This window comes from Pseudomonas sp. CHM02, from assembly GCF_000612585.1.
GTDB lineage: Bacteria > Pseudomonadota > Gammaproteobacteria > Pseudomonadales > Pseudomonadaceae > Aquipseudomonas.
Genome location: NZ_JFCA01000008.1, coordinates 115,177 through 141,575 on the forward strand (window position 1 = coordinate 115,177; position 26,399 = coordinate 141,575).

Consider the following 26,399-nt stretch of genomic DNA (forward strand, 5'->3'; position numbering starts at 1 on the left):
TGACGGGTTCACAAAACCCACAAGGGCTGGAACAATGTCGGCCACTTTTTTTGATGTTTTCGAGGGCGCTCAGGTGCAGATTCAGGGTCATTACGAACTCCAGTTCGAAGCGGTACGTGAAGCGTTCGCCGCCTTGTTCGATGACCCTCAGGAGCGTGGTGCCGGGCTCTGCATCCAGATCGGCGGTGAAACCGTCGTCGACCTGTGGGCCGGCACCGCCGACAAGGACGGTGCCGAGGCCTGGCACAGCGACACCATCGTCAACCTGTTCTCCTGCACCAAGACCTTCACCGCCGTCACAGCCCTGCAATTGGTGGCCGAAGGCAAATTGCAACTTGATGCGCCGGTCGCCAACTACTGGCCTGAGTTTGCGGCAGCCGGAAAAGAAGCCATCACCCTGCGCCAGTTGCTCTGCCATCAGGCCGGGTTGCCGGCGATCCGCGAGATGCTGCCGACCGAGGCGCTCTACGACTGGCAACTGATGGTCGACACCCTGGCGGCCGAAGCCCCGTGGTGGACGCCGGGTCAAGGCCATGGCTACGAGGCGATCACCTATGGCTGGCTGGTCGGCGAATTGCTGCGTCGTGCCGATGGGCGCGGGCCGGGAGAGTCCATCGTGGCGCGGGTTGCACGGCCATTGGGGCTGGACTTCCATGTGGGCCTGGCGGATGAAGAGTTTTATCGCGTCGCACATATAGCGCGCAGCAAAGGCACTATGGGCGATGAAGCGGCACAGCGTTTATTGCAAGTAATGATGCGTGAACCCACGGCCATGACTACGCGCGCATTTGCCAATCCACCGTCTATTCTGACCAGCACTAATAAACCTGAATGGCGCCGTATGCAGCAGCCAGCGGCAAATGGTCACGGTAATGCACGTAGCCTGGCGGGTTTTTATAGCGGATTGTTGGACGGTAGTTTGCTCGAAGCCGATATGCTTGAACAACTGACCCGCGAACACAGTATCGGGCCGGATAAAACATTATTGACGCAAACCCGTTTTGGCCTGGGCTGCATGTTGGATCAGCCACAGCTGCCTAACGCGACCTTCGGCCTTGGCCCGCGTGCTTTCGGGCATCCGGGCGCCGGTGGTTCGGTCGGGTTTGCCGACCCTGAGCACGATGTAGCATTTGGTTTCGTGACTAATACATTGGGGCCTTACGTACTTATGGACCCACGGGCACAGAAGTTGGTCGGAATATTGGCCGGTTGTCTGTAAACCCCTTGCTGTTTCACGTTTTTTTGTTACAAAGGCAACTATAAGAAGGCGCTGAACGAAATGATGTAACTTTAATGTTCTGTAAGCGTCTGTTTAACGGGTCATCCAGACCCCCGTTTCTTTTCTCATTTTGTGGATATCTCATGTTATCGAACAAGTCCTTGGCACTGGCGCTATGCCTCACTATTACCGGCTGCGCACAAACTCCACAAAATGATGCCGAGGGCGGGCATTGGTGGTCATTTGGATCCGATAAGGCCGCGACCAAGGACGCAGTGACCCAAACCGACGCCAAGCCGGATGCCAAACCAGACGCCAAGCCAGATGCCAAACCGGCCGCTGGCGCCAAGCCTGCTGCACCGGTAGCCGCCGCAGCTGCCGCACCCGCTCCAGCGCCAACCGCCAAGGCCGACAGCGGCTCCAGCTGGTGGCCGTTCTCGTCCAAGACCGCCGACGAAAAGGCTGCCGATGCCAAGGCCGACCTGAAAGCCGACCTCAAGGCCGCAGAACCAGCTCCAGCGGTCGCCAATAGCGACACCGAGACCCACTGGTGGTGGCCGTTCGAAAGCAAACCCAAGCCTTTGGCCAAGGTCGACGTGACCAACGTGCCGATGCCCGATCCGAAAATCACCCAGGCCTGGCTTGACGACTATGAGCCACGCCTGCGCGCTGCCATCAAGGACAGCAACCTGCAACTTGAGCGTCGCGACAATGTGCTGGTCGTGATTGCCCCGGTGGACGGCTCCTATAACCCGAAACGCCCGGCGATGCTGCTGCCGGTCACCCTCGGTCCGTTCACCCGTGTGGCCAAGGCCGTTGAAGCCGACCCCAAGACCGCCGTACTGGTGCTGGGCCACGTCGATGCCACCGGCAGCGCACCGGCCAGCCAGGCGTTGACCAAGGAACGTGCGCAATCCATCGCTTCGATCTTCAGCCTCAGCGGCCTGAAGCAGGACCGTCTGATGCTGCGCGGCATGGGCGACCTGATGCCACGTGCGGCCAACGACAGCAACCAGGGCCGTGCCCTGAACCGTCGCATGGAAATCATGTTCACCCAGCGCACCACCATGCTGGCGCTGCTGAGCAAGTATCAATCGGGCAAGACCCCGCCTGTCGCCGAAATGGTTGCGGTGCAGGACGTTCCAGCCCCGGCTCCGGCCGCCAAGGCACCGGCTAAAAAGGCGCCGGCTGCGAAAAAAGCGGCTGCCAAGCCAGCTGCTAAAAAAGCCCCGGCCAAGCCTGCTGCGAAGAAACCGGCCCCGGCCAAGGCCAAGGCCGCAGCACCGGCAAACGACCAGGCCAAAAACTGATCCGCTGAACCAGAAGGATAAAGCCGCATGACCCAGGCACTGGCCGATATGCGCCGTGACTACACACGGGATGGTTTGAGCGAGGCCCAGGCCCCGAGCGAGCCATTTGCCTTGTTCCACCAGTGGTTTGCTGACGCGGTAAAAACCGAGCAGCCACCGGTGGAAGCCAACGCCATGACCCTGGCCACGGTCGACCAGGACGGTCGCCCGCATTGCCGCATCCTGTTGCTCAAGGGGCTGGATGCGCAGGGCTTTACCTTCTTCACCAATTATCAGAGTGCCAAGGGCCAACAGCTCGCTGTGCAGCCGTTTGCAGCCATGACGTTCTTCTGGCCGACCCTGGAGCGCCAGGTGCGCATCGAAGGGCGGGTGGTCAAGGTCACGCCTGAGGAGTCGGACGCTTATTACCAGGTCCGCCCGCTGGGCAGTCGCCTGGGTGCCTGGGCCTCTCCGCAAAGCCAGGTCATTCGTGACCGGGAAGAACTGCAAGACCTGCTCAAGGCTACCGAACAGCGCTTCAGCGACACCCAGCCTGACTGCCCGGAGCATTGGGGTGGCTATCGCTTGCTGCCCGAGCGCATCGAGTTCTGGCAGGGCCGCGCCAGCCGCTTGCATGACCGCCTGAACTATCGCCTGCAACGGGCGCAATGGACGCGCGAGCGTCTGGCACCTTGAGCTGCACCTTTCGTCACTTCGCCTGAATGATGCCCGTCACCCCGAAGTCTCTATTCAAGAGGCCTCGGGCGTGTACTGCTGCGCCGCCCGTTTCAACCAGTGCGGCAAGTCGGCTCGTTTGATTTTCAACGCGCGAGCCTGCTCCAGTTGCTTGAGCATGAAGGCACGCTTGTGCAGATCATCGCCCGCCAGGGACAGCGCCAGGTCCCGGTCCATCCAGCGCCGGATGCGCAGGTACAGCCAGCCATGGAAATACAGGCCGGCAAGGGTTGTGACTACAATGATGAAGTCATCCATGAAGGTCCTGGCGGCGAGAGGAGGGCTACCGTTCGTCGAGTTTTCTGGTGCGGGCAGTCTGTACTAAGGCTGAATGAAAGCAATTTTCTGCGGGGCTTGCCGTGACAGGCGTCAAGCCGCAGCGTCTAATGAACACCTGTCCTTTGGAGTTGATGCTATGCGTAAGTCCGTTTTACTGGTTGCCTGCTTTACCACCCTGTCGTTGCTGTTGGGTGGCTGCGTCTCGAGTCTGACCGGCGACTCGTACTCCCGTGACGAAGCGCGTCGTGTACAGACCGTGCGCATGGGTACCATCGAATCCCTGCGTCCGGTGAAAATCGAAGGCACCAAGACCCCAATCGGCGGCGCTGCTGGCGCAGTCATCGGCGGCGTTGGCGGCAGTGCCATCGGCGGCGGCCGTGGCAGCATCGTGACCGCAGTCATCGGCGCCGTCGCCGGCGGCCTGTTGGGTTCGGCCACCGAAGAAGGCCTGACCCGCACCCAGGGTGTGGAAATCACCGTCCGCGAAGACGACGGCAGCATGCGTGCCTACGTGCAGGCCGTGCAGGAGAATGAAATCTTCCGCATCGGCGACCGCGTACGCATCATGACCGTTGATGGTACCAGCCGCGTTACTCGCTAAACGTCGGCCTTGGAAACACAAAACCCCAACCGGGTGACCGGTTGGGGTTTTTGGTTTTACGGGGCTGGGGTTACTCCGCGAGCGGCTGTTTGCACGACTTGCTCCCTCGCCACCGTGATCGTGTTTCGGGCGAATCAAGCCTTCTTACGACTCGCCATCGCCGTCACCGCATAACCAATGCACGCGGCCAATATCGACCCGGTCAGAATCCCCATCCGATCTTCCCCGGCAAACTCACTGGCACCCGGTACGAACGCCAGGGAACCGACAAACAGGCTCATGGTGAAGCCGATGCCGCACAGGATCGCCACACCAAACACCTGGCCCCAGTTCGCGCCGCTGGGCAGGGCGGCAAGGCCGGTCTTGATGGCCAGCCAGGTGAGGCCGAAGACACCGATGGTCTTGCCGATCAACAGGCCGGTGGCAATGCCCATGGGTACATGGTGGGTGAAGCTTTCCAGGCTGACGCCGGTCAAGGACACGCCAGCGTTGGCGAAGGCGAACAACGGCAGGATGCCGTAGGCCACCCACGGGTGCAGGGCGTGTTCCAGCGTGAGCAGCGGTGACGGCTCGGCGTTCCTGGTGCGCATCGGGATGCAGAACGCCAGGGTCACACCGGCGAGGGTGGCGTGAACACCGCTCTTGAGTACGCACACCCACAGGATCAGGCCAATAATCAGGTAGGGCCCGAGCTTGATCACGCCCAGGCGGTTCATCGCGATCAAGGCAATCAGGCAGGCACCCGCGCCCGCAAGGGCCGCACCGGACAGGTCGGCGGAATAGAACACGGCGATCACGATGATTGCGCCCAGGTCGTCAATAATCGCCAGGGTCATCAGGAACAGTTTCAGCGACACCGGCACGCGTTTGCCCAGCAAGGCCAGCACGCCCAGGGCGAAGGCAATGTCGGTGGCCATGGGGATCGCCCAGCCGGACAGTGCGGCCGGGTAGTCCTTGTTGATCGCCCAGTAGATCAGCGCCGGCACCACCATGCCGCCGATGGCTGCCGCGCCGGGCAACACCACTTGCGAAGGCTTGGACAGGTGGCCATCGAGCAGTTCGCGCTTGACCTCCAGGCCGATCAGCAGGAAGAACAGGGCCATCAGGCCATCATTGATCCACAGCAAGGCAGGCTTGGCGATGTTCAACGCGCCAATCTGCGCCACGACCGGCACATCGAGAAATGCGCTGTACAGGTGCGACAACGGTGAATTGTTGATGATCAGGGCCAGGGCGGCAGCCGCGATCAACAATAGACCGCTGGCGGCTTCCAGCTGGAAGAAACGGGTGAAAGTGCTACGCAGAGGCAAGGGATGCTCTCCAATCCAGGTTCAATAAGTGGCTACCCTAACCCGTACCGTTAGTTGTTAAAACAAAAGTTATATTCTTATTTGTTATAAGCGGCGGCTTGGGATGACAATGGGCCAAAGCCTAGCAATTGTGTGTCCGATTGAGTCGGTACTGTATCTGTGTGGCGTGTAGGAAACCCCCTAAAATCAGGGCTTACACCTTCAGAGAAACTCTCCATGAGCGACCAACGTCCCTGGGCCCGCGAAGCCATTCGTATCATTGAAGCAGACTTCCAACGCAGCGCCGACACGCACCTGATCCCGTTGCCGCTGCCGGGCCTTCCGGGTATCGCGTTATATTTCAAGGACGAGTCCAGCCATCCCACCGGCAGCCTCAAACACCGGCTGGCCCGCTCGCTGTTCCTCTACGCGCTGTGTAACGGCTGGCTCAAGCCGGGCGCGCCGGTGATCGAGGCGTCCAGCGGCTCGACGGCGATTTCCGAAGCCTATTTTGCGCGTTTGCTGGGTTTGCCATTTATTGCGGTGATGCCGGCCACCACCTCCCAGGAAAAAATTGCACAGATCGCCTTCTACGGCGGCAAGAGCCACCTGGTACAGGATCCGACGCAGATCTACGCCGAGTCCGAACGCCTGGTGCGGGAAAGCGGTGGTCACTTCATGGACCAGTTCACCTACGCCGAGCGTGCCACCGACTGGCGCGCGAACAACAACATCGCCGAATCGATCTTCCAGCAGATGCGCTTCGAGCAGCATCCCGAGCCGAGCTGGTTGATCTCCAGCCCTGGCACCGGCGGCACCACCGCGACTCTTGGCCGTTACGTGCGCTATCGCCAGCATTGCACCCGCGTGCTGTGTGCCGATGCCGAGCGTTCGGTGTTCTTTGATTTCTATCAGAGTGGCGATGCGAGCTTGCGCCTGGACTGCGGTTCGCGCATTGAAGGCATTGGCCGGCCACGGGTCGAGGCGTCGTTTTTGCCCAAGGTGATTGATGCGATGGTCAAGGTGCCGGACGCGCTCTCGCTGGCGGCCATGCATTACCTGGCCGAACGGCTGGGGCGACGGGTCGGTGGTTCCAGCGGGACCAACCTGATTGGCGCCCTGGTGGCGGCGCAGCAGATGAAAACGGCGGGGGAGTCGGGTTCGATCGTGGCGATCTTGTGTGATGGCGGGGAGCGATATGCCACAACCTATTACGACCAGGCCTGGCTGGCAGGGCAGGGGTATGTGTTGGACGCATTGATCGCGGCCGTTGCGGCCAGTGTCGAGCGGGGCGAGCCATTGCCTGACAGCGTCCTGCGCGCAAACATTTAGCCGTTGCAGGAGCCCGGCAAGCCGGGCTCCTGCAGGGAAATGTGTCAGGCCTCGAGGCCCAACATATCCCGCACCAAGGCCTCGGCAATCCGAATCCCATCCACGCCCGCCGACAGAATCCCACCGGCGTACCCCGCGCCTTCACCGGCCGGGAACAGGCCTTTCACGTTCAGGCTCTGCATCGATTCGTTGCGGGTAATGCGCAGCGGCGATGAGGTGCGCGTCTCGATACCGGTCAAGACCGCGTCGTGCAGCGAATAACCCTTGATCTGCTTCTCGAAGGCCGGCAGTGCTTCACGGATCGCTTCGATGGCGAAGTCTGGCAACGCCAGCGCCAAGTCGCCCAGGGACACGCCTGGCTTGTAGGACGGTTCTACACTGCCGATCGCCGTGGAGGGTTTGCCGGCGATGAAATCACCCACCAACTGCGCCGGCGCTTCATAGTTGCTGCCGCCGAGGATGTAGGCGTGGGACTCCAGGCGTTCCTGCAACTCGATACCGGCCAGCGGGCCACCTGGGTAGTCCACTTCAGGGGTGATGCCGACCACGATGCCGGAGTTGGCATTTCGCTCGTTCCGCGAGTACTGGCTCATGCCGTTGGTGACCACGCGGTTCGGCTCGGACGTCGCCGCTACCACGGTACCGCCTGGGCACATGCAGAAGCTGTAGACCGAGCGGCCGTTCTTGGCGTGGTGCACCAGTTTGTAGTCGGCGGCGCCGAGCTTGGGGTGCCCGGCGTATTTGCCCAGGCGTGCGGCGTCGATCAGCGACTGCGGGTGTTCGATGCGGAAACCCACCGAGAACGGCTTGGCTTCCATGTACACGCCGCGGCCGTGGAGCATGCGGAAGGTATCGCGGGCGCTGTGGCCCAGGGCCAGGATCACGTGTTTGGAGAGGATCTGCTCGCCATCGTTGACCACCACGCCGTTCAACTGGCCGTCTTCGATCAGCACGTCGGTCACTCGCTGTTCGAAGCGCACCTCACCGCCCAGGGCGATGATCTGTTCGCGCATGTTTTCCACCACGCCAGTGAGACGGAAGGTGCCGATGTGCGGCTTACTGACGTAGAGGATTTCTTCCGGTGCACCGGCCTTGACGAACTCGTGCAGGACTTTGCGGCCGTGGAATTTCGGGTCCTTGATCTGGCTGTACAGCTTGCCGTCGGAAAAGGTCCCGGCACCGCCCTCACCGAACTGCACGTTGGACTCGGGGTTGAGCACGCTTTTGCGCCACAGGCCCCAGGTGTCCTTGGTGCGCTGGCGTACTTCCTTGCCGCGCTCGAGGATGATCGGCTTGAAGCCCATCTGCGCCAGCAACAGCCCGGCAAAAATGCCGCAGGGGCCAAAGCCGACGACGATCGGGCGTTCTGTCAGGCCTTCCGGCGCCTGGCCCACGACTTTGTAGCTCACATCCGGCGCCGGGTTGACGTTGCGGTCATCGGCGAACTTGAGCAGCAGGGCGGCCTCACCCTTCACGTTCAAGTCGATGGTGTAGATGAAGCACAGCTCCGAGGATTTCTTGCGCGCATCGTAGCTGCGTTTGAACAGGGTGAAATCGAGCAGGTCATCACTGGCGATGCCCAGGCGCTGCACGATGGCAGGCCGCAGGTCTTCTTCGGGATGGTCGATGGGCAGCTTGAGTTCGGTGATTCGTAACATGACGGGATCCGGTAGGCGGCGGGCAGAGAGGCCGGCTGTTTTGCAAACCGGCGATTATAAGCCCCAATGGCCGTTTCCCGTCATGTTAAAACAGCGCGGGGTCGAGTCAGTCGTCGCGGGAACCGCCAAACGCGGCGCAACCGCGTTGCACCTGGCCGTTGACGCGCAACTCGGCGGTCATGTGTTGCAGGCTGCCGCTGACACTGTCGATGCAGCGTTGCGGGGCCACCCACAGTTCGACGTGCTGGTTGTTGGCTTCGGTCATCAGGTTGAAGCGGCCGTCACCGATTTGCTCCTCCACATACGGCACCGCCAAGGGTGGCTGGCCTTCGCGTTCCAGCACCATGCCCTTGGCCGTGACGTTCATCGCCCAGGCCGGCTTGTGGCCGTTGGCGCGCAGGATCATGCGCTTGAAGTCCGGGTCGTCGCAGGCCGAGGTCGAGCGCTCGACGCGATAGAGCTGTTGCAGGTCCACGCTGCCCTGGGTGCCGCTGGCAACCCCGGAGAACTGGCCACGCAGGTCGGCAAACAGCGCACCTTGCTGGCCGGCCAGGGAGGCTGCTTCCTGCAGGATGCTGGTGCCGCCGGTGTCGTTGACCACGTAGTTGCGTTTGTCGTTGCACGGCTGGAACAGCAGTTTGCCGCCGACCGCCGTGAGTTCGCCCTGCATGCGGGTCAGCCCGGCGAGAGAGGGTTTGGCCGGCTCGCGGTCGAACATCTGGCAGGCGGCGAACAGGGGAAACAAGGCAAACAGAGCAAGGGTATGGGCGGCACGCATTATCGGTCTCCAGACAAGTGCCGCCACGTTACGCAGGCCGGCGTTGCATCACAACCCCGGCCGCCAGCTTCAGGCAATTCCGACAGCCCAACCTGTTTAGCCAACGATAAAAGCCTGACCGGTTTGCAAGCCTTCCACACTTTTTGCGTAGGCCAATGCCACATCGGCGCCCGGTGCCGGTTTGTAGCCACGGAAATACGGCGCGTAGCTGTCCATGGCCTCCAGCAGGACGGTCGGGCTTACGGAGTTGACGCGCAACCCGCGGGGCAATTCGATTGCCGCCGCTTTGACAAAGGCGTCAATGGCGCCATTGACCAGCGCCGCCGAGGCGCCGGTGCGGATCGGGTCGCGGTTCAGAATGCCACTGGTGAAGGTGAACGAGGCGCCGTCGTTCGCGTAGTCGCGGCCGATCAGCAGCAGGTTGACCTGGCCCATCAGCTTGTCACGCAGGCCCAGCTCGAAATCGGTTTCGCTCATTTCCGGCAAGGCCACGAAGTTGACGCTGCCCGCTGCGCAGACCAGCGCGTCGAACTTGCCGGTTTGTTCGAACAGTGTGCGGATCGAGGCGCTGTCGCTGATATCCACCTGGAAGTCGCCGCTGCTGCGGCCGATGCTGATCACTTCGTGACGCTGAGCCAGTTCCGCCTTGACCGCCGAGCCGACGGTGCCGCTGGCGCCAATCAATAGGATTTTCATGGTGCTGTTCCTCCAGAGGTTAAAAACTGCAGGAGCGGGCTTGCCCGCGAAAAACGCGAGAACCTCGCTGTATTCCAGGTTTGCCGCCTCATCGCAAGGACCAGACGTCCCACCCGCTCCTGCCGTACAGGGTAGGCATCAAGTCTAGGGTGGCTTTTCCAGGGAATAAACGTGCTAATAAGCAACCTTTGGTTTTCAATTGGAAACAATCCATGAGCGAGATGGATGACCTGGCGGCCTTCGCCGTGCTGATCGAAGCCGGCAGTTTTACCTTGGCCGCCGAGCAGTTGGGTTGCAGCAAGGGGCAGTTGTCCAAGCGCATCAGCCAGTTGGAGGCGCGGTTTTCCGTGGTGCTGCTGCACCGCACTACGCGTAAGCTCAGCCTTACCGCCGCCGGCGCGGCGCTGTTGCCCCAGGCCCAGGCCTTGGTGGTGCAGGTGGAACGCGCCCGTCAGGCCTTGGCCCGGCTCAAGGATGACCTGGCAGGACCTGTGCGCATGACGGTTCCGGTGTCGTTGGGCGAAACCTTCTTCGACGGCTTGTTGCTGGAGTTTTCCAAGCAATACCCGCAGGTGCAGATCGAGCTGGAGCTCAACAACAACTACCGCGACCTGGCGCGAGATGGCTTTGACCTGGCGGTACGCTCAGGCGCGACTGAAAATGAGCGCCTCGTCGCCAAACCGTTGCTGGCCTGGCATGAGATGACCTGCGCCAGCCCGGCCTACCTTGAGCAGCATGGCGAACCACAAACGCCAGCCGAACTGGCCGGCCACACCTGTTTGCTCAACAGCCACTACAGTGGCCGTGAAGAATGGCTCTACCACCAGCAGCACGAATTGCTGCGGGTGCGGGTCAGCGGCACCTTTGCCTCCAACCACTACAACCTGTTGAAAAAGGCCGCGTTGGTCGGCGCCGGTATCGCACGCCTGCCGTCCTACGTGCTGCCAGCGGAATTGGCTGACGGCCGATTGCGCTGGCTCCTGCGTGATTATCAAACGCGCAGCATGCCGATGTACCTGGTGCATCCCTATCAGGGCGGCCTGCCGCGTCGCACCCAGGTATTGGCCGACTATCTGGTGGATTGGTTCAAGCGCAGCGGCGAGGCGCTGGATCGGCTTTAAGCGTAGCGACGGGCGATCAGGTGATCGATGGACAGGCGTCCCGGCCCTTTGGCCACCAGCAGCAACAGCAGTGCGATCCAGGTGCCATGGGTCGGGTAGGCATCCGGGTAGACGAACAACTGAATCACCAGGGTCATGCCGATCAGGGCCAACGCCGAAAAGCGCGTGGCGAAGCCCACGAGGATCAGCACCGGGAAAAAATGCTCGGCAAACGCGGCCATAGGTGCCGCCACTTCCGGCGATAACAACGGCACGTGGTACTCGCTGCGAAACAGCGGCAATGTCGAGGCCGCCAGTTTCGGTTCGCCGAGTTGGAAGGTGCCGCTGATGAAATCAATGGCAAAGCCTTCGACTTTGGTTTGCCCGGATTTCCAGAACACCGCGGCAATCGAAAAACGTGCGAGAAAGGCGATCAGGCTGTAGGGAATTTGCTCGAAAAGCGCGATGGCCCGTTTGATCAGGCACGAGGGGCGAGTGTTCATGGCGATACCTTTTGTTCCAGGTGCAAATGAGTGAGGGTGTTGTGGGCGATCAGCAGCGTCAGGCATTGGTGCAGGTCAAATTCGGCGGATGCTTCCAGCGCGTGCTCCACGGCTGTTCCCAATGCGTTGCCATGCGCCAGGCTGTTGATGAACGCCACTGAGCCAGGGTCGATGGCGAACACCTTGACCTCCAGCCCCTGGCGCAGCACCAGCGCCCCCTGGGGAAGCCAGGGATTCAGGGTGGCCAGGCCGCCCTCGGTCTGGTGCGCTGCCCATACCGCCACCACTGCGTAAGGTGAGTTCAGCGTGGCCAGCGACGGGTGCAGGTGCAGGCGCAGGGTTCCGAGGTCCGCTTGACCCTGCAGCGCCTGGAGCACGGCTTGCTGATCGAGCACCTGGCAATCGGCCGCGTGATAGGCGCGGACTCGCAGGCGCTCCAGCCGGGCGATGTCCGCCAGGTAGGGCACGCTTTGCGCGGGTTCAAAGCCTTGGATGAACTCGGCGAGCGCGCCGCCATAGTCACTCATCAACGGGCTGGTGGGCGGGTGCGCCTGGACATAGAGGCTGGCCATGGCGCGGAAAAACGCTTCGCCCACCAATTGCAGCGTGACCGGATAAGCCGCTGCCAACGCATTGATCAACGAGCTGTGCACGTTGTTGCGATACACCGCGAAACGGCTGGCCGGGTCGGCACCGTTGCTGCTGAACAGGCCATCGGGGCAGGCCTGGTCCGTTGCCAGCAAGGCTGCGGAAAAATCGTCATGGAGGCTCATGCGATCACCTGCGCCAGATGCCATTCGGCCTGTTGAGCCTCGGCCAGCAGCACGTTGAATGCCGGCACCTGGTTATCCCGCTCGATCAGCGTTGGCACTGGTCCGACGTGAGCCAGTACCTTTTCGTACAGCTGCCATACGGCGTTATCGATAGGCGCGCCGTGGTCGTCGATCAGCAGGCGGTCGCCGAGGCTGTCAGTGTCTTCAGCAAAACCGGCCAGGTGAATTTCACCGACGGCGTGCAGCGGCAGCGCATCGAGGTAGGAAAGTGGATCGCGCTGATGGTTGATGCAAGAGACGTAGACGTTGTTCACGTCCAGCAGCAAACCACAGCCGGTCCGGCGGATGACTTCACTGATGAAGTCCGTTTCGTCCAGGGTTGAGCGCTGGAATTGCAGGTAGGTCGACGGGTTCTCCAGCAGCATCGGCCGCTTGAGGGTGCTCTGGACCTGGTCGACGTGTTCGCACACCCGTTGCAGGGTGGCGCTGTCGTAGGCCAGCGGCAACAGGTCATTGAGGAACACCGGGCCGTGGCTCGACCAGGCCAGGTGTTCGGAAAAAGAGTGGGGTTGATAGCGATCGATCAGTGTGGCCAACCGCGCGAGGTGCTCCCGGTTCAGCGGGCCTTCGCCACCGATGGACAGGCCCACACCGTGCAATGACAGCGGGTACTGCGCGCGGATCAACCCCAGGTAATGATGAAACGGGCCGCCGGCCACCATGTAGTTTTCGGCGTGCACTTCGAAAAAACCGACATCGGGTGAGGTCTCGAGCACTTCAACGAAGTGCTCATGCTTGAGCCCCAGCCCGGCCCGGCGTGGGAGGCCGGGCGCCTGAGCCTGGGAGACGGCTTGCAGGGATGAAAGAGTCATCATCAGTACTCAGGTTTTGCGAGGGATCAGGATTTGGCGGTGAAGGCAGCTTCCTGGCCGAAACCGGTCGGCGAGGTGGAGCTTGGGGTCTTGAGGCAAGTGCCGGCGGGCACCAGTTTCCAGGCGTTGGCCTGGTCTTTGGTTTTCGAGGTACCGGCGCAGGACGTGCCGGCGCCTGCGGCGCAATCGTTCTTGCCGGCTTCGGCGACACCGAAGCATTTCTGCATGTCGTCGGCGGCGTGGGCGGTGGTGGTCAGGGCGGACAGGTTCAAGGCAGAACCAAGGGCCAGGACGAGGGTAGCGGCGGACAGTTTGGTAGTCATAGTGTATCTCCAGCAGTGGGTTGAGTTGGCGGGCTTGAGTGCCTGCTTGTACCACTAGAGAGGGGGGGATGGAATTCGTTACACCGGCTTCAAAAAAATTAAAAATTTCGCTTCACGCAAAACAAATGTGAGAGCGGGCTTGCTCGCGAATACGGTATGTCAGTCACTGCATCCTTGACCGATCCACCGCATTCGCGAGCAAACCCGCTCCCACATTGTTCAAGCCGGTTCCTTCAGCAATAAAACCTTAGCCGCCCAGGTACGCCTCGCGTACTTTCGGATCGGTCAGCAACTGCTCGCCAGTTCCTTGCATCACCACCCGACCGTTTTCCAGCACATAGGCGCGGTCAGCGATCTTCAAGGCCTGGTTGGCGTTCTGCTCCACCAGGAACACTGTCACACCGTCCTTGCGCAGCTGTTCGATGATGTCGAAGATCTGCTGGATGATGATCGGCGCCAGGCCCAGTGAAGGTTCGTCCAGCAGCAACAGCTTGGGCTTGCTCATCAGCGCACGGCCGATGGCGAGCATTTGCTGCTCGCCGCCGGACATGGTGCCGCCGCGCTGGCTGAAGCGTTCCTTGAGCCTCGGGAACAGGTGCAGCACCTTGTCCATCTGCTCCTGATAGTCGCCCTTGTCGGTGAAGAACCCGCCCATGGCCAGGTTCTCTTCCACGGTCAGGCGCGAGAACACGCGACGGCCTTCCGGCACCACCGCAATGCTCTTGCGCATGATTGCCGCCGAATGCTGGCCCACCAGTTCTTCACCCATGTAGCGGATGCTGCCGCTGTGAGCCTGGGGCGAACCGCACAGGGTCATCAGCAAGGTGGATTTACCCGCGCCGTTGGCGCCGATCAGCGTGACGATTTCACCCTGGCGCACTTCCACATTGACGCTGTGCAGGGCCTGGATCTTGCCGTAGAAAGTGGAAACGTTTTCGAATTGCAGCATTTTACGCTTCCCCCAAATAGGCTTTGATCACTTCAGGATTGTCGCGGATCTGCTCCGGTGTCCCGTCGGCCAAAGGCGTGCCCTGGTTGATCACCACGATGTGGTCGGAAATGCTCATGACCAGTTTCATGTCGTGTTCGATCAACAGCACCGTGGCGTTGTTTTCTTCACGCAATACGCTGATCAGCGCCTTGAGGTCTTCGGTTTCCTTGGGGTTCAGGCCGGCGGCCGGTTCGTCGAGCATGAGGATCCGCGGACGGGTCATCATGCAGCGGGCGATTTCCAGGCGACGTTGCTGACCATAGGCCAGGGTGCCGGCAGGGCGGTTGGCAAACTCGGTGAGGTTGACCTTGTCCAGCCAGTACTCCGCATATTCCATGGCCTCGCGTTCGCTTTTGCGGAACGCGGGGGTCTTGAACAGACCGGCGAAGAAGTTGGTGTTCAAGTGACGGTGCTGGGCGATCAGCAGGTTCTCGACCGCCGTCATGTCCTTGAACAACCGCACGTTCTGGAAGGTCCGCACCACGCCCTTGCGGGCGATCTCGTGACCGGCCAGGCCCTGGATCGGCTGGGCGTCCAGCAGGATGCTGCCACCGCTCGGCTTGTAGAAACCGGTGAGGCAGTTGAACACGGTGGTCTTGCCGGCGCCGTTGGGGCCGATCAGTGCCACGACTTGTTTCTCTTTCACGGTCAGGGCCACGCCATTGACCGCCAGCAAGCCGCCGAAGCGCATGCTCAAGTTTTCGACTTTCAGGATCTCGCGGCTCATTTGCGCAGCTCCATGTGTGGACGTTGCATGGGCAGCAGGCCTTGAGGGCGCCAGATCATCATCAGCACCATCATGGCGCCGAACATCAACATGCGGTATTCGCTGAACTCACGCATCATTTCCGGCAGCAGGATCATCACGATCGCGGCCAGGATCACGCCCAGTTGCGAGCCCATGCCACCCAACACGACGATGGCGAGGATGATCGCCGACTCGATGAAGGTGAACGACTCCGGGGTCACCAGGCCTTGGCGCGCGGCGAAGAAGCTGCCGGCGAAACCGGCGAACGCAGCACCCAGGGTAAAGGCGGAGAGCTTGATGATGGTCGGGTTCAGGCCCAGTGCACGGCAGGCGATCTCATCTTCGCGCAGCGCTTCCCATGCGCGACCGATCGGCATGCGCAGCAGGCGGTTGATCACGAACAATGCCGCCAGTGCCAGCAACAGCGCCACCAGGTACAGGAACACCACTTTGCTCACCGGGTTGTAATCGATCCCGAAGTACTCATGGAAGGTCTGCATGCCCTCGGCGGCGGTGCGGTCGAACGTCAGGCCGAAGAACGTCGGCTTGGGGATGCTGCTGATACCGTTGGGGCCGCCAGTGATATCGGTGAGGTTACGCAGGAACAGACGGATGATTTCGCCGAAGCCCAGGGTCACGATCGCCAGGTAGTCACCGCGCAGGCGCAGTACCGGGAAGCCCAGCAGGAAGCCGAACGTGGCCGCCGCCATACCCGCCAGCGGCAGGCAGATCCAGAAGCTCCAGCCCAGGTAATGCGAGAGCAGCGCGTAGGTGTAGGCACCCACGGCGTAGAAGCCCACGTAACCCAGGTCAAGCAGGCCGGCCAGGCCCACTACGATGTTCAGGCCCAGGCCCAGCAACACGTAGATCAGGATCAGGGTGGCGATGTCGACCGCGCCGCGTGAGCCGAAGAACGGCCAGATCAACGCGGCGATGATCAGGGCAATGATGATGTAGCGCTGGGTGCGCGGCAGGGTCAGGAATTGGCTGACCTTGGGCGATACCAGCGGCCCGCGGTTGCTCTTGAGCAAGGCACCGACCTGATCGCTGAACAGCACGCGCAGGAACATCAGCACCGAACACAGGGCGATGATGGTCAGGGTCACGGGACCGGTACCATGCACTTCCAGGTTGATGCCGACAATGCTCAGCTTGAGGCCGAGTACCGGAAAGGCCACGGCCCAGACCAGCAAGGCGCTGAAAAACGCCGATTTAAGATATCTGCTCATACTTTCTCAACCTCCGGACGGCCCAGGATGCCGGTCGGACGGAACAACAGCACCAGAACCAACAGGCCGAACGCCACGACGTCCTTGTACTGGTCGCCGAAGATATCGGCACCAAAGGCTTCGGCCACACCCAGCACCAGGCCACCGAGCATCGCGCCCGGGATACTGCCGATGCCGCCCAATACCGCTGCGGTAAAGGCCTTGAGGCCTACCAGGAAACCGGCGTTGGGGTTGATCACGCCGTACTGCATGCTCAGCAGCACCGCCGCGACGGCGGCCAGTGCGGCGCCGATCACGAAGGTCAGGGCGATGATGTTGTTGGTGTTGATGCCCAGCAGGTTGGCCATCTTGATGTCTTCGGCGCAGGCCCGGCAGGCACGCCCCAGGCGGGAGCGGGAGATGAACAGGGTCAGGCCCAGCATCGCCACCAGCGTGACGACGAAGACCAGCACCTGCATGTACGAAATCAGCACTTCTTGTGCGCCACCCGGGCCGAAGGAGAAGCTCCCCGGAATCAGGTTGGGAATGGACTTGTCCTTGGAGTCCTGGGACAGCAATACGGTGTTCTGCAGGAAAATCGACATGCCGATGGCGGAAATCAGTGGGATCAAACGGTTGCTGCCACGCAAGGGACGGTAGGCAACGCGCTCGATACTGTAGCCATAGGCACTGGTCACGATGATCGACGCAAGGAACGCAGCGGTCATCAACAGCGGCAGGGAATGGATACCCATCATGGCCAGCCCGGCAAGGGCGATAAAGGCCACGTAGGAGCCAATCATGTACACCTCGCCATGGGCGAAGTTGATCATTCCAATGATGCCGTAAACCATTGTGTAGCCAATGGCTATCAAGGCATAGGTGCTGCCAACGGTCATGCCGTTAACCAGCGTTTGGAAAAAATGATAGATCTCAGGCATTACAGCGCTCCTAAAAACCCGATACGCATTTCACTGGTGGAGTCAATTTCCGGCTCGGTGCCCTGTTCTGTGCTCAGGTTGCACAAAGCGTTTGCCAGCGAACCGCTGGTGACGGTTTTAAGATTTTCAGGTGAGCCAGCGCCCGGATCGCGGGTGTCAGGCCCATAAACCTCGTAAAACAAAGCCCACTGCTTGCACAGTGGGCTTGTTGACCAGTAACGCCTGGCTTACTGAGGGGAAACTTCGGTTTTTGGTTTGCCGAAGTGCCATTCGTAGACCACGAACTTGAAGTCCTTCAGGTCGCCCTTCGCGTCGAAGCTCAGGTCGCCGGTTGGGGTCTTGAAGGTACCTGCGTGGATGGCCGCAGCCACTTTGGCGGTGTCTTCGGACTTCGCGGCAGCGATACCGCCGGCGATGACTTCAACAGCCGAGTAGGCCGGGAACACGAACGGACCGGTTGGGTCCTGCTTGTTCTTGGTGAACTCTTCAACGATGGCCTTGTTGGCCGGATCGGTGTCGAAAGACTTCGGCAGGGTCACCAGCAGGCCTTCGGAAGCGTTCTGGGCGATTTGCGAGATGGAGTCGTTACCGACGCCTTCAGGGCCCATGAACTTGGCGTTCACGCCTTTTTCCTTGGCTTGGCGCAGGATCAGGCCCAGTTCAGGGTGGTAGCCGCCGTAGTAGACGAAGTCGACGTTGGCTTGCTTGAGCTTCTGGATCAGCGAGCCGAAGTCTTTGTCGCCAGCGTTGATGCCTTCGAAGAGGGCAACTTTCACGCCTTTCTTCTCCAGGGTTTGTTTGACGGCGGTGGCGATACCTTCACCGTATTGCTGTTTGTCGTGGATGACCGCGACGACTTTCGGCTTCACGTGGTCGGCGATGTAGTTGCCGGCCGCTGGGCCTTGGGCGCTGTCCAGGCCGATGGTACGGAACACCAGCTTGTAGCCACGAGAGGTGATTTCCGGGCTGGTGGCAGCCGGGGTAATCATGATCACGCCTTCGTCTTCATAGATGTCGGAGGCTGGCTGAGTGGAGCTGGAGCACAGGTGACCGACCACGAACTTGACGCCGTCGTTGACCACTTTGTTGGCTACGGCAACGGCTTGTTTAGGATCGCAAGCGTCGTCGTATTCCTTGGCTTCAAGCAATTTGCCGTCGACGCCGCCCTTGGCGTTGATGTCGGCGATGGCTTGCTTGGCACCCATGAATTGCATGTCGCCATATTGCGTCACTGGGCCGGTTTTAGGCCCGGCGATGCCGATCTTGATGGTGTCGGCTGCGAACGAATGGCCGGCAACCCCAGCCAGGACCATAGCGGCAAACAGTTTGGAAATCTGCTTAGTAGCCTTATTCATAGTGCTCCACTCTTACTGTTGTATTTTTTATAGTTCTAGCGGCCTTGTGAGCTGCAGAACCGGATCAGATATCTCGGATATCCCCCCGGCAGTGCCCTGGCAACTGTACCGGTACAGTGTAGAGCGCCGGTTGATCGCTTGAAAAGCTGGCTGCTGGGGGCAAAACCCGGGTATGTCGCTTAAATGAAAGAAAAAGACAGAATTGCGGCGGGGTGATGCCAGAGTTTCGGGCAATCCTTGGCTTTCCTGACACTTTCAATCGTTGACTCATTTGCAACTGGGTTTTTCTGCTTGAGGTGTGACGCTATGATTGCGCCGATTTTTTCCCAAGGTGAACTCCCATGACGCAAGAACCAAGCACCCTCTATGCCAAGCTGCTCGGTGAAACCGCCGAAATTTCCTGGAAGGAGCTTGAGCCGTTCTTTGCCAAGGGTGCCCTATTGTGGGTCGACGCGGGCCTGGATTTGATTGAAGCCGCCGAGGCAATGGCCGAGGACAGCCGTGACAAAGTCGCTGCGTGGTTGGCCGCGGGGACCCTGGGCGAGGTGTCTGCGACGCGGGCATTGGACCTGGTGGCGCGTGATCCGGGCCTGTGGGCGGTGGTGGTATCGCCGTGGATTCTGATCCAGGAAAGGGCGGTCTGAGAAAGCGTTGCACTAAAAAGGTGCGTCGTATATGCCGCTGCAAGTGTGTAGCGGAGTAACCGCTGAGCCCATGATGGCACCTTGCCGTAGAGAAAGGTCACAGATCAGGGTGACGTAAACGTCACGGGAACAGTTTTGGCGGTGGCGGAATCGCCGGGAAATTGTTTCCCGGTATGTTCGCATTCCCCTGTAGGCGCCGGCTTGCCGGCGCCTACAGCAGGCAAGCCGATCAGCCGGTCTTGCCGGTGTGATTGTTCAGCGAGATGACCTTGGTCTTGCCGATGCGGTGGCGATAGATCTCGCGCAGGTACTTGATCGCTTTCTTCACGCAGTCCCGTGACAGGCGAATGTCATTGATCGACACGAACTTCTCTTTGTCGTTGATCAGCTCGCGGTACTTCTTCTCATACATCGGCTTGATCGCATACCAGTTGGTATCGAGGATCTTCGCCGGGTTCTCGAACTCGTTGAGCAGCTCGTCGATACGGTCTTCGTCGAAGTCCTCGTGGATGATGAAGTCCAGGATCGAGTTGTCCAGGGTGTCGTCGAAACGGTACGGGTTGCGCGCAAAGCAGCGTTTGATAAACGCCACGATCAGCGTGAGGAAGTCATCCGACAGGCACGGGCTCTTCGCGATCAGGGTGGTCAACGACAGGTTGGCCGAGGCGCCGATCACCAGGGCGTAGCGCTTGAGGGTGGTGTTGGGGAACAGGCTGTTGAGGTGGGTCTTGAGCCGGTTCAGGTCCATGTAGGACAGTTTGTAGTCCTTGGGCAACGACACGATGGACACCACCGACGAGCAGTTCTTGAAGAAGTGCAGGTCATGCAGCGCGGCCGCATCGTAGCCGGAGTTCTTGTACTGCTCCAGGGAGGCCTTGTAGCGCTTGGATTCGATCGGCAACAGGCTGATGCCTTCGATGGCCTGGGTGACCTTGTTGAAGTGCGGCAGGTCGATGGAGCGGAAGAACAGGTCGTCGATGTTCAAGCGCTGTGGCTCTTTCTCGAACACCTTGAATTTGTCGTTCGACGGCGCCGGCGTTTCCGGGACCACGGATTCTGCGTAGGCAATCGCCACCGGGCCGGCCAGGCTCATGAACAGGTCGTTGGCATCCAGGCGAATGGTTTCGCCGATGTCGATACCGGCGCGCCGGAAGTAGTTCTGGTCGTAGTCAGTGGTCACGGCCTGGGCGGTGAGGATGTTGAAGATCTGCTGCGAGATGTACTGGTTGGCGTGTTTTTCCATGGCATTGACGTCAATGTTCTGGATATTGCCGTCATCGCTTTCCTCGGCATAACGCATGATGTCGTTGGAAATCAGCATCATCGCGTTCCATGGCCGGATCCGCCCCTTCACGCTGGCTTCGCTGCTGTCTTCATTGGCGAAGTTGTACGAGAAATCCCATTCTTCCGACAGGTATTTGCACAGCAGTCGACCGGCGTTGATGTGCAGCGCTTCGGACATTTCACTGCGGTGGTCGGAGATATTCGGCAGCACACAGATGCCGCTGGTGAAGATCGGCTCGAACACAAAGGCGTGGCCGCTCTTGCTGTCGTGCTCGTCGGCAGGCTTGGTGTCGAATGTCTTGTTCATGTACGAGTGTTGCTGGGCCAGGCCGAATTCGGAGGCCATGCCCGAACCGGTACCGCCGCCGGCGCTGAAGATCGAGAAGTACAGGCGCGACTGGTTGGCCTTGATGCCGCAGGAGTCGATCAGGTACGAGTGGATCATTTTCCAGTCGGGGCTGGAAAAACGCTGAGTGTCTTTATTGAGGATGATCTTGGCCAGGTACTGGCCGAGGATCGGCGCGTTACCGGCACCACCGGCATGGACCTCCGACAGGTCCATGATTTTCATTTTGCTGTAGTCGCGCAGAAAGCCGCTTTTCTCGCCTTTGCGCGAGAAACGGATGCGCCCGGCAATGTCCTTGTCGAGGTCGCCGAGCATCACCAGCGGTTCCACCAGGAACACCGGTTTGCTGGCCTTGCCGCTGCCCAGGCGCAGGTTGTTGCGGATCCACTGGGCCGGGCTGTAACCCTTGTCCTGCGTCTTGTCTTCGTTGCTGAATTCGTTCAGGTAGAACTTGCGGGCGTTGTACACCAACTCGGCCACGTCCAGCGCGATGTTCGAACCGCATCGGCCCAGGCCGATCAGGCACACCGAGGGGAATTCCTGCTCGTTGCGCGGATCGCTGTCGCCTTCCAGGTGCGGCGGGCGCGGGAACACCATGTCGCGCAGGCCATCGAGGTTGTCGAGGATGCGATCGGTATTGGTTTCGGTGAAGTACAGGTACTGCTGGGTGGCCAGCGGGCGGGCGGTGCTCAATGACTTTGAACCTGAGGGTTTGTCCGCAGGAGCTGGGAGCAACACGTCGGATACCACGGTGGCAGAGTTATTTTTGGAAGTCATTGTGCGCCATGTGCCTGGGCGGATGGCTGAAAGATATCAAGGGGCCATCACGGAATGGGTGTTCGCGACTTTACAGTGCGTCCTTGTCCTGGGCGAGTGGGTTTAACCCTGATGTTTTCAGGAAAAACCTGGCCGGACTCTGATGAATCGGCCGTTTGCCGGCGTTCTTTAGGCAAATGATGGCGAAATGCCAAAGATTGGGCGTCAGCGAATTGGCCTGACGATGGACGTGGGGCCATTGCGGTTCGGAGAAGGCTCGTTCGGCGGGCTGCTGTCCTTGGCGCCCACCACGCTGTGCGGGTAGAGCGAGTTGCGCATGCCGATGCCCTGGATCACTCCAATGATGTCGCTGAACGCCACCGCCGGGCTCAACAGGTAACCCTGGACGAAGTCGCAGCCATGCTTGAGCAGCAGCTCGAACTGGGCCTGGGTTTCCACGCCCTCGGTGACGACTTGCAGGTGCAGGGTATGGGCCATGCCGATGACCGCCTGGACAATCTCGATATCGGCGGTGGACTTGGGAATGTCCTGGATAAACGAGCGGTCGATCTTCAAGGTATTGAGTGGCAGGCGCTTGAGGTAGGCCAGGGAGGAATAGCCGGTGCCAAAGTCGTCGATGGCCAGTGATACGCCCAGGGCACGGATTTGGCGCAGCAGTGCCAGGGTGCTGCTGATGTTGCCCATCAGCGCATTTTCGGTGACTTCCAGTTCCAGGCGGTTGGCGCCTATTCCGCTGAAGCGCAGGGCGTCTTCAATTTCATCCGCCAGCTCATCACGGGCCAGGTTGAGGGCCGAGCAGTTCACCGACATGGTCAGTTCGGTATAGCCCCTGTCAGACAGCAGGCTCAGGTCATGACAGGCTTGGCGCAGTACCCAGTGGTCCAATTCGGCGATCAAACCGTTGCTTTCGGCGATGCCGATAAAACGGTCGGGCGCCAGCAACCCGTGCTGGGGGTGCTGCCAGCGCACCAGGGCTTCCAGTCGCGTGACCTTGCCCCGTTTCATGTCAAAGATCGGTTGGTAGAACAACACCAGTTGGTTGCGGGTGCGCAGGGCGCCGCGCAGTTCTTCTTCCAGTTGCAGTTCGAGGAAGGCGCGGGTCTTCAGGTTCGAGCTGAAGAAATTCAGGCTGTTACGCCCGGCGTCCTTGGATTGGTACAGCGCCAGGTCGGCGGTTTTCAGCAGCTCTTCGCAGGTTACGCCATCATCGGGAAACAGGCTGATACCAATGCTCGTGGTCATCACCATGCGCCGGCCGGCCAGTTCGATGGGGTCCTTCATCTGCTGCATGATGCGCTGGGCCAGGTGCCGGGCTTCATCACGGTGGTGGATGCTGATCAGGATGCAGAACTCATCGCCGCCAAACCGTGCAACCACATCCGCATGGCTGCGCACTGAACTCTTGATATGCCCGGCGAGCACGGTGAGCAACTGGTCACCGGCGTCATGGCCGAGGCTGTCGTTGATGCGTTTGAAGTGATCGATATCGAGGAAGATGACCGCCATCATGCCTTTTGATGCGGTTTTTTCGGCGAGTTTCTCTGCAAAGATCTGATTGAAACCCCGGCGATTGAGCAGGCTGGTCAGGGCATCGTAATGGGCGACCTGTTGCAGCGAAGCGCGGGCCTGGTCGAGTTCGCTGAGCAAGGCATTGACCCGGCGCAGGTCGCGTTCCTTGTGTTGCAGCTTCTTGTCGGCCAGGGCGGCACTGATGCTGCTGCCGATCACCAGCAGGGTAATGACGGCCACCGACAGTCCGAGCTGGATGGGGTTGTTGTCCAGCGGCAGCGACAGGTCAGCACCGGTGGGCACCATCAGGCGCATGGCGGCCATGCCGGTGAAATGCATGCTGAGGATACCGGCGCCGAGTACCAGGCTGGCAGCATACTTGAGCAACTGGTGGAACACTCCGGCACCGTCGCGCAGGTAACTCGACAGCAGCAGCGCCGCCAGGCTGGCGCCAATGGCAATGCCGATCGACGCCATGAACAGCCCCGATTCAAAGTACACCTGGGCCTGGGAACGCATGGCCGACATGCCGACGTAGTGCATCAACGCGATGCCGATGCCCATCCAGACCGACGCCAACGCATACTGGTGGAAGCGCAGGTGGGAATGACTGAGGGTTTGCATGGCGAACAACGATGCGACCAGGGCGATCAGCAACGACGCGAACGTCATGAGCAATTCGTAATGAATGGCAATAGGCGCCTGGAAGGCCAGCATGCTGATGAAGTGGGTGGCCCAGATGCCGCCTGCCAGGCAGCTGGCGCCAAGCCAGCGCCAGTTGCGCCTCGCGGTTGGGTCCTCGACATGACCGACCCGCTCGGCCATGTCCAGCGTGCCGAAACCCGCCGCGCAAGCGACCAGGTAGGCCAACAACACCAGGAAGGGGTTATGACTGCAATTGAGTAATAAGTGCCCGCTCTCTGGAAGCTCGGTAAAAAAATGCAGACCCAGCCATTCCATAGCATGTCCCGTCATAGAGTCACGTCACTGCCTACGGCGATGACCTATGAGGTCGAGTATAGAAGCGTAGGAGAATTCGCAAGGTGTAATGGCACTTTGCCCTCTACCATTTTGGCATGCCGCCCATAGCGTTTGATGCTAAGCGCTGATGGGCAGGTCCAGCTCGAAGGGGGCTTCCAGTGGTGCCAGGCCAAAGGCCGCACGGGCCGCATCGCAATCGACGTTCTGCACGCCCTGATGCCACGACGCTTCGAATTCGCGGCACACACTTGAGCGCTGCTCGTAGATCGTGCACCGCGTGCCTTGGCCCACTTCGCCTTCAAGGCTGCAGCAACGCGCGGGTTTCTGGTCGGTACCGATCATCGCCACACGGCTGGGGTTGATCTGCACCACCAGGTCATCAGGCACCGTGCCCCCCGACGAGGCGCACTCTCCCCAGAAGAAAGACACACGAAAGTGTGAACAGCAGGCACCGCAATTCAGACACGGACTGGCTTCGGACATGGGCGTCATCGATAAGAAAAGTGGGCGTTGGGTATTACGGAAGGCTCGCCATTCTATCCGTGCCATGGCCGTTGGGAAGGGGGGCGCGCACTTATATTTTTGTGGGCAAAGTCCCGTGCTGCCGGGTGAAATCATGCCCTATCAGCTTTACGAATCATTACAGACAACCGCCGCCCGCCTGACTATGTTGCAGGTACCGGGCAGGATGCATCGGGCATCGCAGCTCTCATAACAATAAAAGAGACGGACCCATGCAGAACTCGACCCAAGCGGCGAATGCCTGGCGCATTCTGTTCCTGCTGTTCCTCGCCAACCTGTTCAATTTCTTCGATCGCACCATCCCGGCGATCATCATCGAGCCGATCCGCATGGAATGGCACCTGAGCGACTTTCAGCTCGGGATCATCGGCACCGCCTTCACCATCGTCTACGCCATTGCCGGCCTGCCCCTCGGGCGCCTGGCCGATACCGGCTCGCGCAGCAAGCTGATGGGCTGGGGCCTGTTCGCCTGGAGCGGGCTGACGGCGGTCAACGGCATGGTCGGCAGTTTCTGGACGTTTTTGCTGGTGCGCATGGGCATCGGCATCGGCGAAGCCAGCTATGCGCCGGCCGCCAACTCGCTGATCGGCGACCTGTTCCCGGCGCACCGTCGTGCGCGGGCCATGGGGATTTTCATGCTGGGCCTGCCGTTGGGGCTGTTGCTGGCGTTCTTCACCATCGGCTGGATGGTCAAGGCGTTCGACAGCTGGCGCGCACCGTTCTTTATCGCGGCGGTGCCGGGGCTGATCCTCGCGGTGTTCATGTTCTATATCAAGGAACCCAAGCGCGGCGCGGCGGAAACCGTGCAAGTTTCCCAGGAGCGCGTCGACCGCCCGATCCGCCGCGTGCTGGCGGTGCCGACCTTCCTGTGGCTGGTGTTGGCCGGGTTGTGCTTCAACTTCGCGACGTATGCCTGCAACTCATTCCTGGTGCCGATGTTGCAGCGCTACTTCCTGATGCCCTTGCAAGAAGCGGCCGTCGCCACCGGGGTCATCGTTGGGATCACCGGCCTGGTGGGCCTGACCCTGGGTGGCTGGATCGCCGACAAGATCCATCAGCGTGTCGCCAACGGCCGGCTGTTGTTTGCCGCGTTCAGCCTGATCATCTCCACCGTGACCACAGCCTGGGCGTTGCACGCCGGGCGCATCGAGATCGGTGTGTTCGTGGCGCTGTTCAGTGTGGGCTGGCTGTTCGCTTATAACTTCTACACCTGCGTGTACACGGCGATCCAGGACGTGGTCGAACCGCGCCTGCGGGCCACGGCCATGGCACTGTTCTTCGCCGGCTTGTACTTGCTGGGCGGTGGCATGGGGCCGATTGTGGTGGGCGGCTTGTCCGACCATTTCGCCCATTCGGCGATGTATGCGGCGGGGGCGGAGCAGATGACCGAGGCTTACAAGGCGGTGGGCCTGCATGACGCCATGTACCTGATTCCGGTAGCGTTGTTCCTGACCATGCTGTTTCTGTTCCAGGCGTCGCGCAGTTTTGTGCGCGATGCCAAGCGGATGAAGGATGGGTTGAGCGGGGTGGAGGTGCCGGCCGCCGGTGTCCCTGCTTGATGTAGTGAGCGGGCTTGCTGTGGTGAGCGGGCTTGCCCCGCGCTGGGCGGCGAAGCCGCCCCAAAACCAGACGCCGCATTCTTGCAG

Annotated in this window: 26 protein-coding genes; 8 read left to right on the forward strand and 18 right to left on the reverse strand. The window is 60.6% G+C overall.

Features of this window, described 5'->3' with window-relative positions:
* The first annotated feature begins 73 nt into the window (after positions 1 to 73).
* From BM70_RS0106135 to pdxH, 3 genes are all read left to right on the forward strand, one after another.
* Positions 74 to 1,219 (forward strand): EstA family serine hydrolase, encoded by a 1,146-nt coding sequence (locus BM70_RS0106135; RefSeq protein WP_025855176.1) that lies wholly within the window; start codon positions 74 to 76, stop codon positions 1,217 to 1,219.
* A gap of 143 nt (positions 1,220 to 1,362) precedes the next feature.
* On the forward strand, positions 1,363 to 2,529 hold the full coding sequence (locus BM70_RS0106140; RefSeq protein ID WP_025855177.1) for an OmpA family protein: 1,167 nt from the start codon (positions 1,363 to 1,365) through the stop codon (positions 2,527 to 2,529).
* Between the two features lie 27 nt (positions 2,530 to 2,556).
* Positions 2,557 to 3,204 (forward strand): pyridoxamine 5'-phosphate oxidase, encoded by a 648-nt coding sequence (pdxH, locus tag BM70_RS0106145; protein ID WP_025855178.1) that lies wholly within the window; start codon positions 2,557 to 2,559, stop codon positions 3,202 to 3,204.
* A 54-nt stretch (positions 3,205 to 3,258) separates the two neighbouring features.
* Here pdxH and BM70_RS0106150 read toward each other — a convergent pair whose 3' ends face one another.
* Positions 3,259 to 3,501 (reverse strand): hypothetical protein, encoded by a 243-nt coding sequence (locus BM70_RS0106150; protein ID WP_025855179.1) that lies wholly within the window; start codon positions 3,499 to 3,501, stop codon positions 3,259 to 3,261.
* 157 nt (positions 3,502 to 3,658) lie between these two features.
* Here BM70_RS0106150 and BM70_RS0106155 point away from each other — a divergent pair, with 157 nt between their 5' ends.
* Positions 3,659 to 4,123, forward strand: a complete 465-nt coding sequence (locus BM70_RS0106155) for a glycine zipper 2TM domain-containing protein (protein WP_025855180.1) — start codon at positions 3,659 to 3,661, stop codon at positions 4,121 to 4,123.
* A gap of 134 nt (positions 4,124 to 4,257) precedes the next feature.
* On the opposite strand, the gene nhaA is transcribed toward BM70_RS0106155, so the two are convergent.
* Complete coding sequence (gene nhaA, locus BM70_RS0106160; RefSeq protein ID WP_025855181.1) at positions 4,258 to 5,433, reverse strand: Na+/H+ antiporter NhaA; 1,176 nt, start codon at positions 5,431 to 5,433, stop codon at positions 4,258 to 4,260.
* Positions 5,434 to 5,649: 216 nt separating this feature from the next.
* Here nhaA and BM70_RS0106165 point away from each other — a divergent pair, with 216 nt between their 5' ends.
* Positions 5,650 to 6,744 (forward strand): PLP-dependent cysteine synthase family protein, encoded by a 1,095-nt coding sequence (locus tag BM70_RS0106165; protein WP_025855182.1) that lies wholly within the window; start codon positions 5,650 to 5,652, stop codon positions 6,742 to 6,744.
* Between the two features lie 44 nt (positions 6,745 to 6,788).
* Here BM70_RS0106165 and BM70_RS0106170 read toward each other — a convergent pair whose 3' ends face one another.
* From BM70_RS0106170 to BM70_RS0106180, 3 genes are all read right to left on the reverse strand, one after another.
* On the reverse strand, positions 6,789 to 8,402 hold the full coding sequence (locus tag BM70_RS0106170) for an NAD(P)/FAD-dependent oxidoreductase (protein WP_025855183.1): 1,614 nt from the start codon (positions 8,400 to 8,402) through the stop codon (positions 6,789 to 6,791).
* 106 nt (positions 8,403 to 8,508) lie between these two features.
* Positions 8,509 to 9,180, reverse strand: a complete 672-nt coding sequence (locus BM70_RS0106175) for a COG3650 family protein (protein WP_025855184.1) — start codon at positions 9,178 to 9,180, stop codon at positions 8,509 to 8,511.
* 96 nt (positions 9,181 to 9,276) lie between these two features.
* Positions 9,277 to 9,876: a short chain dehydrogenase gene (locus BM70_RS0106180; protein WP_025855185.1), complete on the reverse strand. Its 600-nt coding sequence runs from the start codon at positions 9,874 to 9,876 to the stop codon at positions 9,277 to 9,279.
* A gap of 212 nt (positions 9,877 to 10,088) precedes the next feature.
* Here BM70_RS0106180 and BM70_RS0106185 point away from each other — a divergent pair, with 212 nt between their 5' ends.
* On the forward strand, positions 10,089 to 10,997 hold the full coding sequence (locus tag BM70_RS0106185) for a LysR family transcriptional regulator (protein WP_025855186.1): 909 nt from the start codon (positions 10,089 to 10,091) through the stop codon (positions 10,995 to 10,997).
* On the opposite strand, the gene BM70_RS0106190 is transcribed toward BM70_RS0106185, so the two are convergent.
* From BM70_RS0106190 to BM70_RS0106230, 10 genes are all read right to left on the reverse strand, one after another.
* Positions 10,994 to 11,479, reverse strand: a complete 486-nt coding sequence (locus BM70_RS0106190; RefSeq protein ID WP_025855187.1) for a DoxX family protein — start codon at positions 11,477 to 11,479, stop codon at positions 10,994 to 10,996. The two genes, BM70_RS0106185 and BM70_RS0106190, sit on opposite strands and share 4 nt — an antisense overlap.
* Entirely contained in the window at positions 11,476 to 12,252 is a 777-nt protein-coding gene (locus tag BM70_RS0106195) for a DUF2063 domain-containing protein (protein ID WP_025855188.1), read from the reverse strand. The genes BM70_RS0106190 and BM70_RS0106195 overlap by 4 nt, the downstream gene beginning before the upstream one ends.
* Complete coding sequence (locus BM70_RS0106200; RefSeq protein WP_025855189.1) at positions 12,249 to 13,127, reverse strand: DUF692 domain-containing protein; 879 nt, start codon at positions 13,125 to 13,127, stop codon at positions 12,249 to 12,251. Before BM70_RS0106200 ends, BM70_RS0106195 begins: the two co-directional genes overlap by 4 nt.
* 23 nt (positions 13,128 to 13,150) lie before the next feature.
* On the reverse strand, positions 13,151 to 13,447 hold the full coding sequence (locus tag BM70_RS0106205) for a DUF2282 domain-containing protein (protein ID WP_025855190.1): 297 nt from the start codon (positions 13,445 to 13,447) through the stop codon (positions 13,151 to 13,153).
* Between the two features lie 247 nt (positions 13,448 to 13,694).
* A complete protein-coding gene (locus tag BM70_RS0106210) occupies positions 13,695 to 14,396 on the reverse strand; it encodes an ABC transporter ATP-binding protein (protein WP_025855191.1) in 702 nt (233 codons plus the stop codon).
* A gap of 1 nt (position 14,397) precedes the next feature.
* Complete coding sequence (gene livG, locus BM70_RS0106215; RefSeq protein WP_025855192.1) at positions 14,398 to 15,165, reverse strand: high-affinity branched-chain amino acid ABC transporter ATP-binding protein LivG; 768 nt, start codon at positions 15,163 to 15,165, stop codon at positions 14,398 to 14,400.
* On the reverse strand, positions 15,162 to 16,415 hold the full coding sequence (locus tag BM70_RS0106220; RefSeq protein ID WP_025855193.1) for a high-affinity branched-chain amino acid ABC transporter permease LivM: 1,254 nt from the start codon (positions 16,413 to 16,415) through the stop codon (positions 15,162 to 15,164). The genes livG and BM70_RS0106220 overlap by 4 nt, the downstream gene beginning before the upstream one ends.
* Positions 16,412 to 17,335 carry a high-affinity branched-chain amino acid ABC transporter permease LivH gene (gene livH, locus BM70_RS0106225; protein WP_025855194.1) on the reverse strand — a complete coding sequence of 308 codons (924 nt, stop codon included), beginning with the start codon at positions 17,333 to 17,335 and terminating at the stop codon, positions 16,412 to 16,414. Before livH ends, BM70_RS0106220 begins: the two co-directional genes overlap by 4 nt.
* Positions 17,335 to 17,517, reverse strand: coding sequence for a hypothetical protein (locus BM70_RS33020; RefSeq protein WP_155952131.1), 183 nt, complete (start codon positions 17,515 to 17,517; stop codon positions 17,335 to 17,337). The genes livH and BM70_RS33020 overlap by 1 nt, the downstream gene beginning before the upstream one ends.
* Before the next feature lie 45 nt (positions 17,518 to 17,562).
* Positions 17,563 to 18,690 (reverse strand): branched-chain amino acid ABC transporter substrate-binding protein, encoded by a 1,128-nt coding sequence (locus tag BM70_RS0106230; RefSeq protein WP_025855195.1) that lies wholly within the window; start codon positions 18,688 to 18,690, stop codon positions 17,563 to 17,565.
* A gap of 341 nt (positions 18,691 to 19,031) precedes the next feature.
* On the opposite strand from BM70_RS0106230, the gene BM70_RS0106235 reads away from it, so the two are divergent.
* Complete coding sequence (locus BM70_RS0106235) at positions 19,032 to 19,334, forward strand: DUF2288 domain-containing protein (protein WP_025855196.1); 303 nt, start codon at positions 19,032 to 19,034, stop codon at positions 19,332 to 19,334.
* A gap of 229 nt (positions 19,335 to 19,563) precedes the next feature.
* Here the strand turns inward: BM70_RS0106235 and BM70_RS0106240 are convergent, their stop codons facing one another.
* The 3 genes from BM70_RS0106240 to BM70_RS0106250 all read right to left on the reverse strand — a co-directional run bounded on the left by BM70_RS0106240 (position 19,564) and on the right by BM70_RS0106250 (position 24,714).
* Entirely contained in the window at positions 19,564 to 21,741 is a 2,178-nt protein-coding gene (locus BM70_RS0106240; protein ID WP_025855197.1) for a hypothetical protein, read from the reverse strand.
* Between the two features lie 204 nt (positions 21,742 to 21,945).
* Positions 21,946 to 24,210, reverse strand: coding sequence for a bifunctional diguanylate cyclase/phosphodiesterase (locus tag BM70_RS0106245; protein WP_025855198.1), 2,265 nt, complete (start codon positions 24,208 to 24,210; stop codon positions 21,946 to 21,948).
* 138 nt (positions 24,211 to 24,348) lie between these two features.
* A complete protein-coding gene (locus tag BM70_RS0106250; protein ID WP_025855199.1) occupies positions 24,349 to 24,714 on the reverse strand; it encodes a YkgJ family cysteine cluster protein in 366 nt (121 codons plus the stop codon).
* 251 nt (positions 24,715 to 24,965) lie between these two features.
* Here BM70_RS0106250 and BM70_RS0106255 point away from each other — a divergent pair, with 251 nt between their 5' ends.
* Complete coding sequence (locus BM70_RS0106255; protein ID WP_025855200.1) at positions 24,966 to 26,312, forward strand: MFS transporter; 1,347 nt, start codon at positions 24,966 to 24,968, stop codon at positions 26,310 to 26,312.
* Positions 26,313 to 26,399: the final 87 nt, after the last annotated feature.

What these genes read in the sequence shown, in the direction of transcription:
- livG (WP_025855192.1), bottom strand. Translation starts at nt 15,165, where the DNA reads ATGAGCCGCGAGATCCTGAAAGTCGAAAACTTGAGCATGCGCTTCGGC.
- BM70_RS0106205 (WP_025855190.1), bottom strand. Translation starts at nt 13,447, where the DNA reads ATGACTACCAAACTGTCCGCCGCTACCCTCGTCCTGGCCCTTGGTTCT.
- BM70_RS0106245 (WP_025855198.1), bottom strand. Translation starts at nt 24,210, where the DNA reads ATGGAATGGCTGGGTCTGCATTTTTTTACCGAGCTTCCAGAGAGCGGG.
- BM70_RS0106180 (WP_025855185.1), bottom strand. Translation starts at nt 9,876, where the DNA reads ATGAAAATCCTATTGATTGGCGCCAGCGGCACCGTCGGCTCGGCGGTC.
- BM70_RS0106210 (WP_025855191.1), bottom strand. Translation starts at nt 14,396, where the DNA reads ATGCTGCAATTCGAAAACGTTTCCACTTTCTACGGCAAGATCCAGGCC.
- BM70_RS0106155 (WP_025855180.1), top strand. Translation starts at nt 3,659, where the DNA reads ATGCGTAAGTCCGTTTTACTGGTTGCCTGCTTTACCACCCTGTCGTTG.
- BM70_RS0106190 (WP_025855187.1), bottom strand. Translation starts at nt 11,479, where the DNA reads ATGAACACTCGCCCCTCGTGCCTGATCAAACGGGCCATCGCGCTTTTC.
- BM70_RS0106140 (WP_025855177.1), top strand. Translation starts at nt 1,363, where the DNA reads ATGTTATCGAACAAGTCCTTGGCACTGGCGCTATGCCTCACTATTACC.
- BM70_RS0106230 (WP_025855195.1), bottom strand. Translation starts at nt 18,690, where the DNA reads ATGAATAAGGCTACTAAGCAGATTTCCAAACTGTTTGCCGCTATGGTC.
- pdxH (WP_025855178.1), top strand. Translation starts at nt 2,557, where the DNA reads ATGACCCAGGCACTGGCCGATATGCGCCGTGACTACACACGGGATGGT.
- BM70_RS0106185 (WP_025855186.1), top strand. Translation starts at nt 10,089, where the DNA reads ATGAGCGAGATGGATGACCTGGCGGCCTTCGCCGTGCTGATCGAAGCC.
- BM70_RS0106195 (WP_025855188.1), bottom strand. Translation starts at nt 12,252, where the DNA reads ATGAGCCTCCATGACGATTTTTCCGCAGCCTTGCTGGCAACGGACCAG.
- livH (WP_025855194.1), bottom strand. Translation starts at nt 17,335, where the DNA reads ATGCCTGAGATCTATCATTTTTTCCAAACGCTGGTTAACGGCATGACC.
- BM70_RS0106220 (WP_025855193.1), bottom strand. Translation starts at nt 16,415, where the DNA reads ATGAGCAGATATCTTAAATCGGCGTTTTTCAGCGCCTTGCTGGTCTGG.
- BM70_RS0106200 (WP_025855189.1), bottom strand. Translation starts at nt 13,127, where the DNA reads ATGATGACTCTTTCATCCCTGCAAGCCGTCTCCCAGGCTCAGGCGCCC.
- BM70_RS0106235 (WP_025855196.1), top strand. Translation starts at nt 19,032, where the DNA reads ATGACGCAAGAACCAAGCACCCTCTATGCCAAGCTGCTCGGTGAAACC.
- BM70_RS0106150 (WP_025855179.1), bottom strand. Translation starts at nt 3,501, where the DNA reads ATGGATGACTTCATCATTGTAGTCACAACCCTTGCCGGCCTGTATTTC.
- BM70_RS0106170 (WP_025855183.1), bottom strand. Translation starts at nt 8,402, where the DNA reads ATGTTACGAATCACCGAACTCAAGCTGCCCATCGACCATCCCGAAGAA.
- BM70_RS0106175 (WP_025855184.1), bottom strand. Translation starts at nt 9,180, where the DNA reads ATGCGTGCCGCCCATACCCTTGCTCTGTTTGCCTTGTTTCCCCTGTTC.
- BM70_RS0106250 (WP_025855199.1), bottom strand. Translation starts at nt 24,714, where the DNA reads ATGTCCGAAGCCAGTCCGTGTCTGAATTGCGGTGCCTGCTGTTCACAC.
- BM70_RS0106255 (WP_025855200.1), top strand. Translation starts at nt 24,966, where the DNA reads ATGCAGAACTCGACCCAAGCGGCGAATGCCTGGCGCATTCTGTTCCTG.
- BM70_RS0106165 (WP_025855182.1), top strand. Translation starts at nt 5,650, where the DNA reads ATGAGCGACCAACGTCCCTGGGCCCGCGAAGCCATTCGTATCATTGAA.
- BM70_RS0106240 (WP_025855197.1), bottom strand. Translation starts at nt 21,741, where the DNA reads ATGACTTCCAAAAATAACTCTGCCACCGTGGTATCCGACGTGTTGCTC.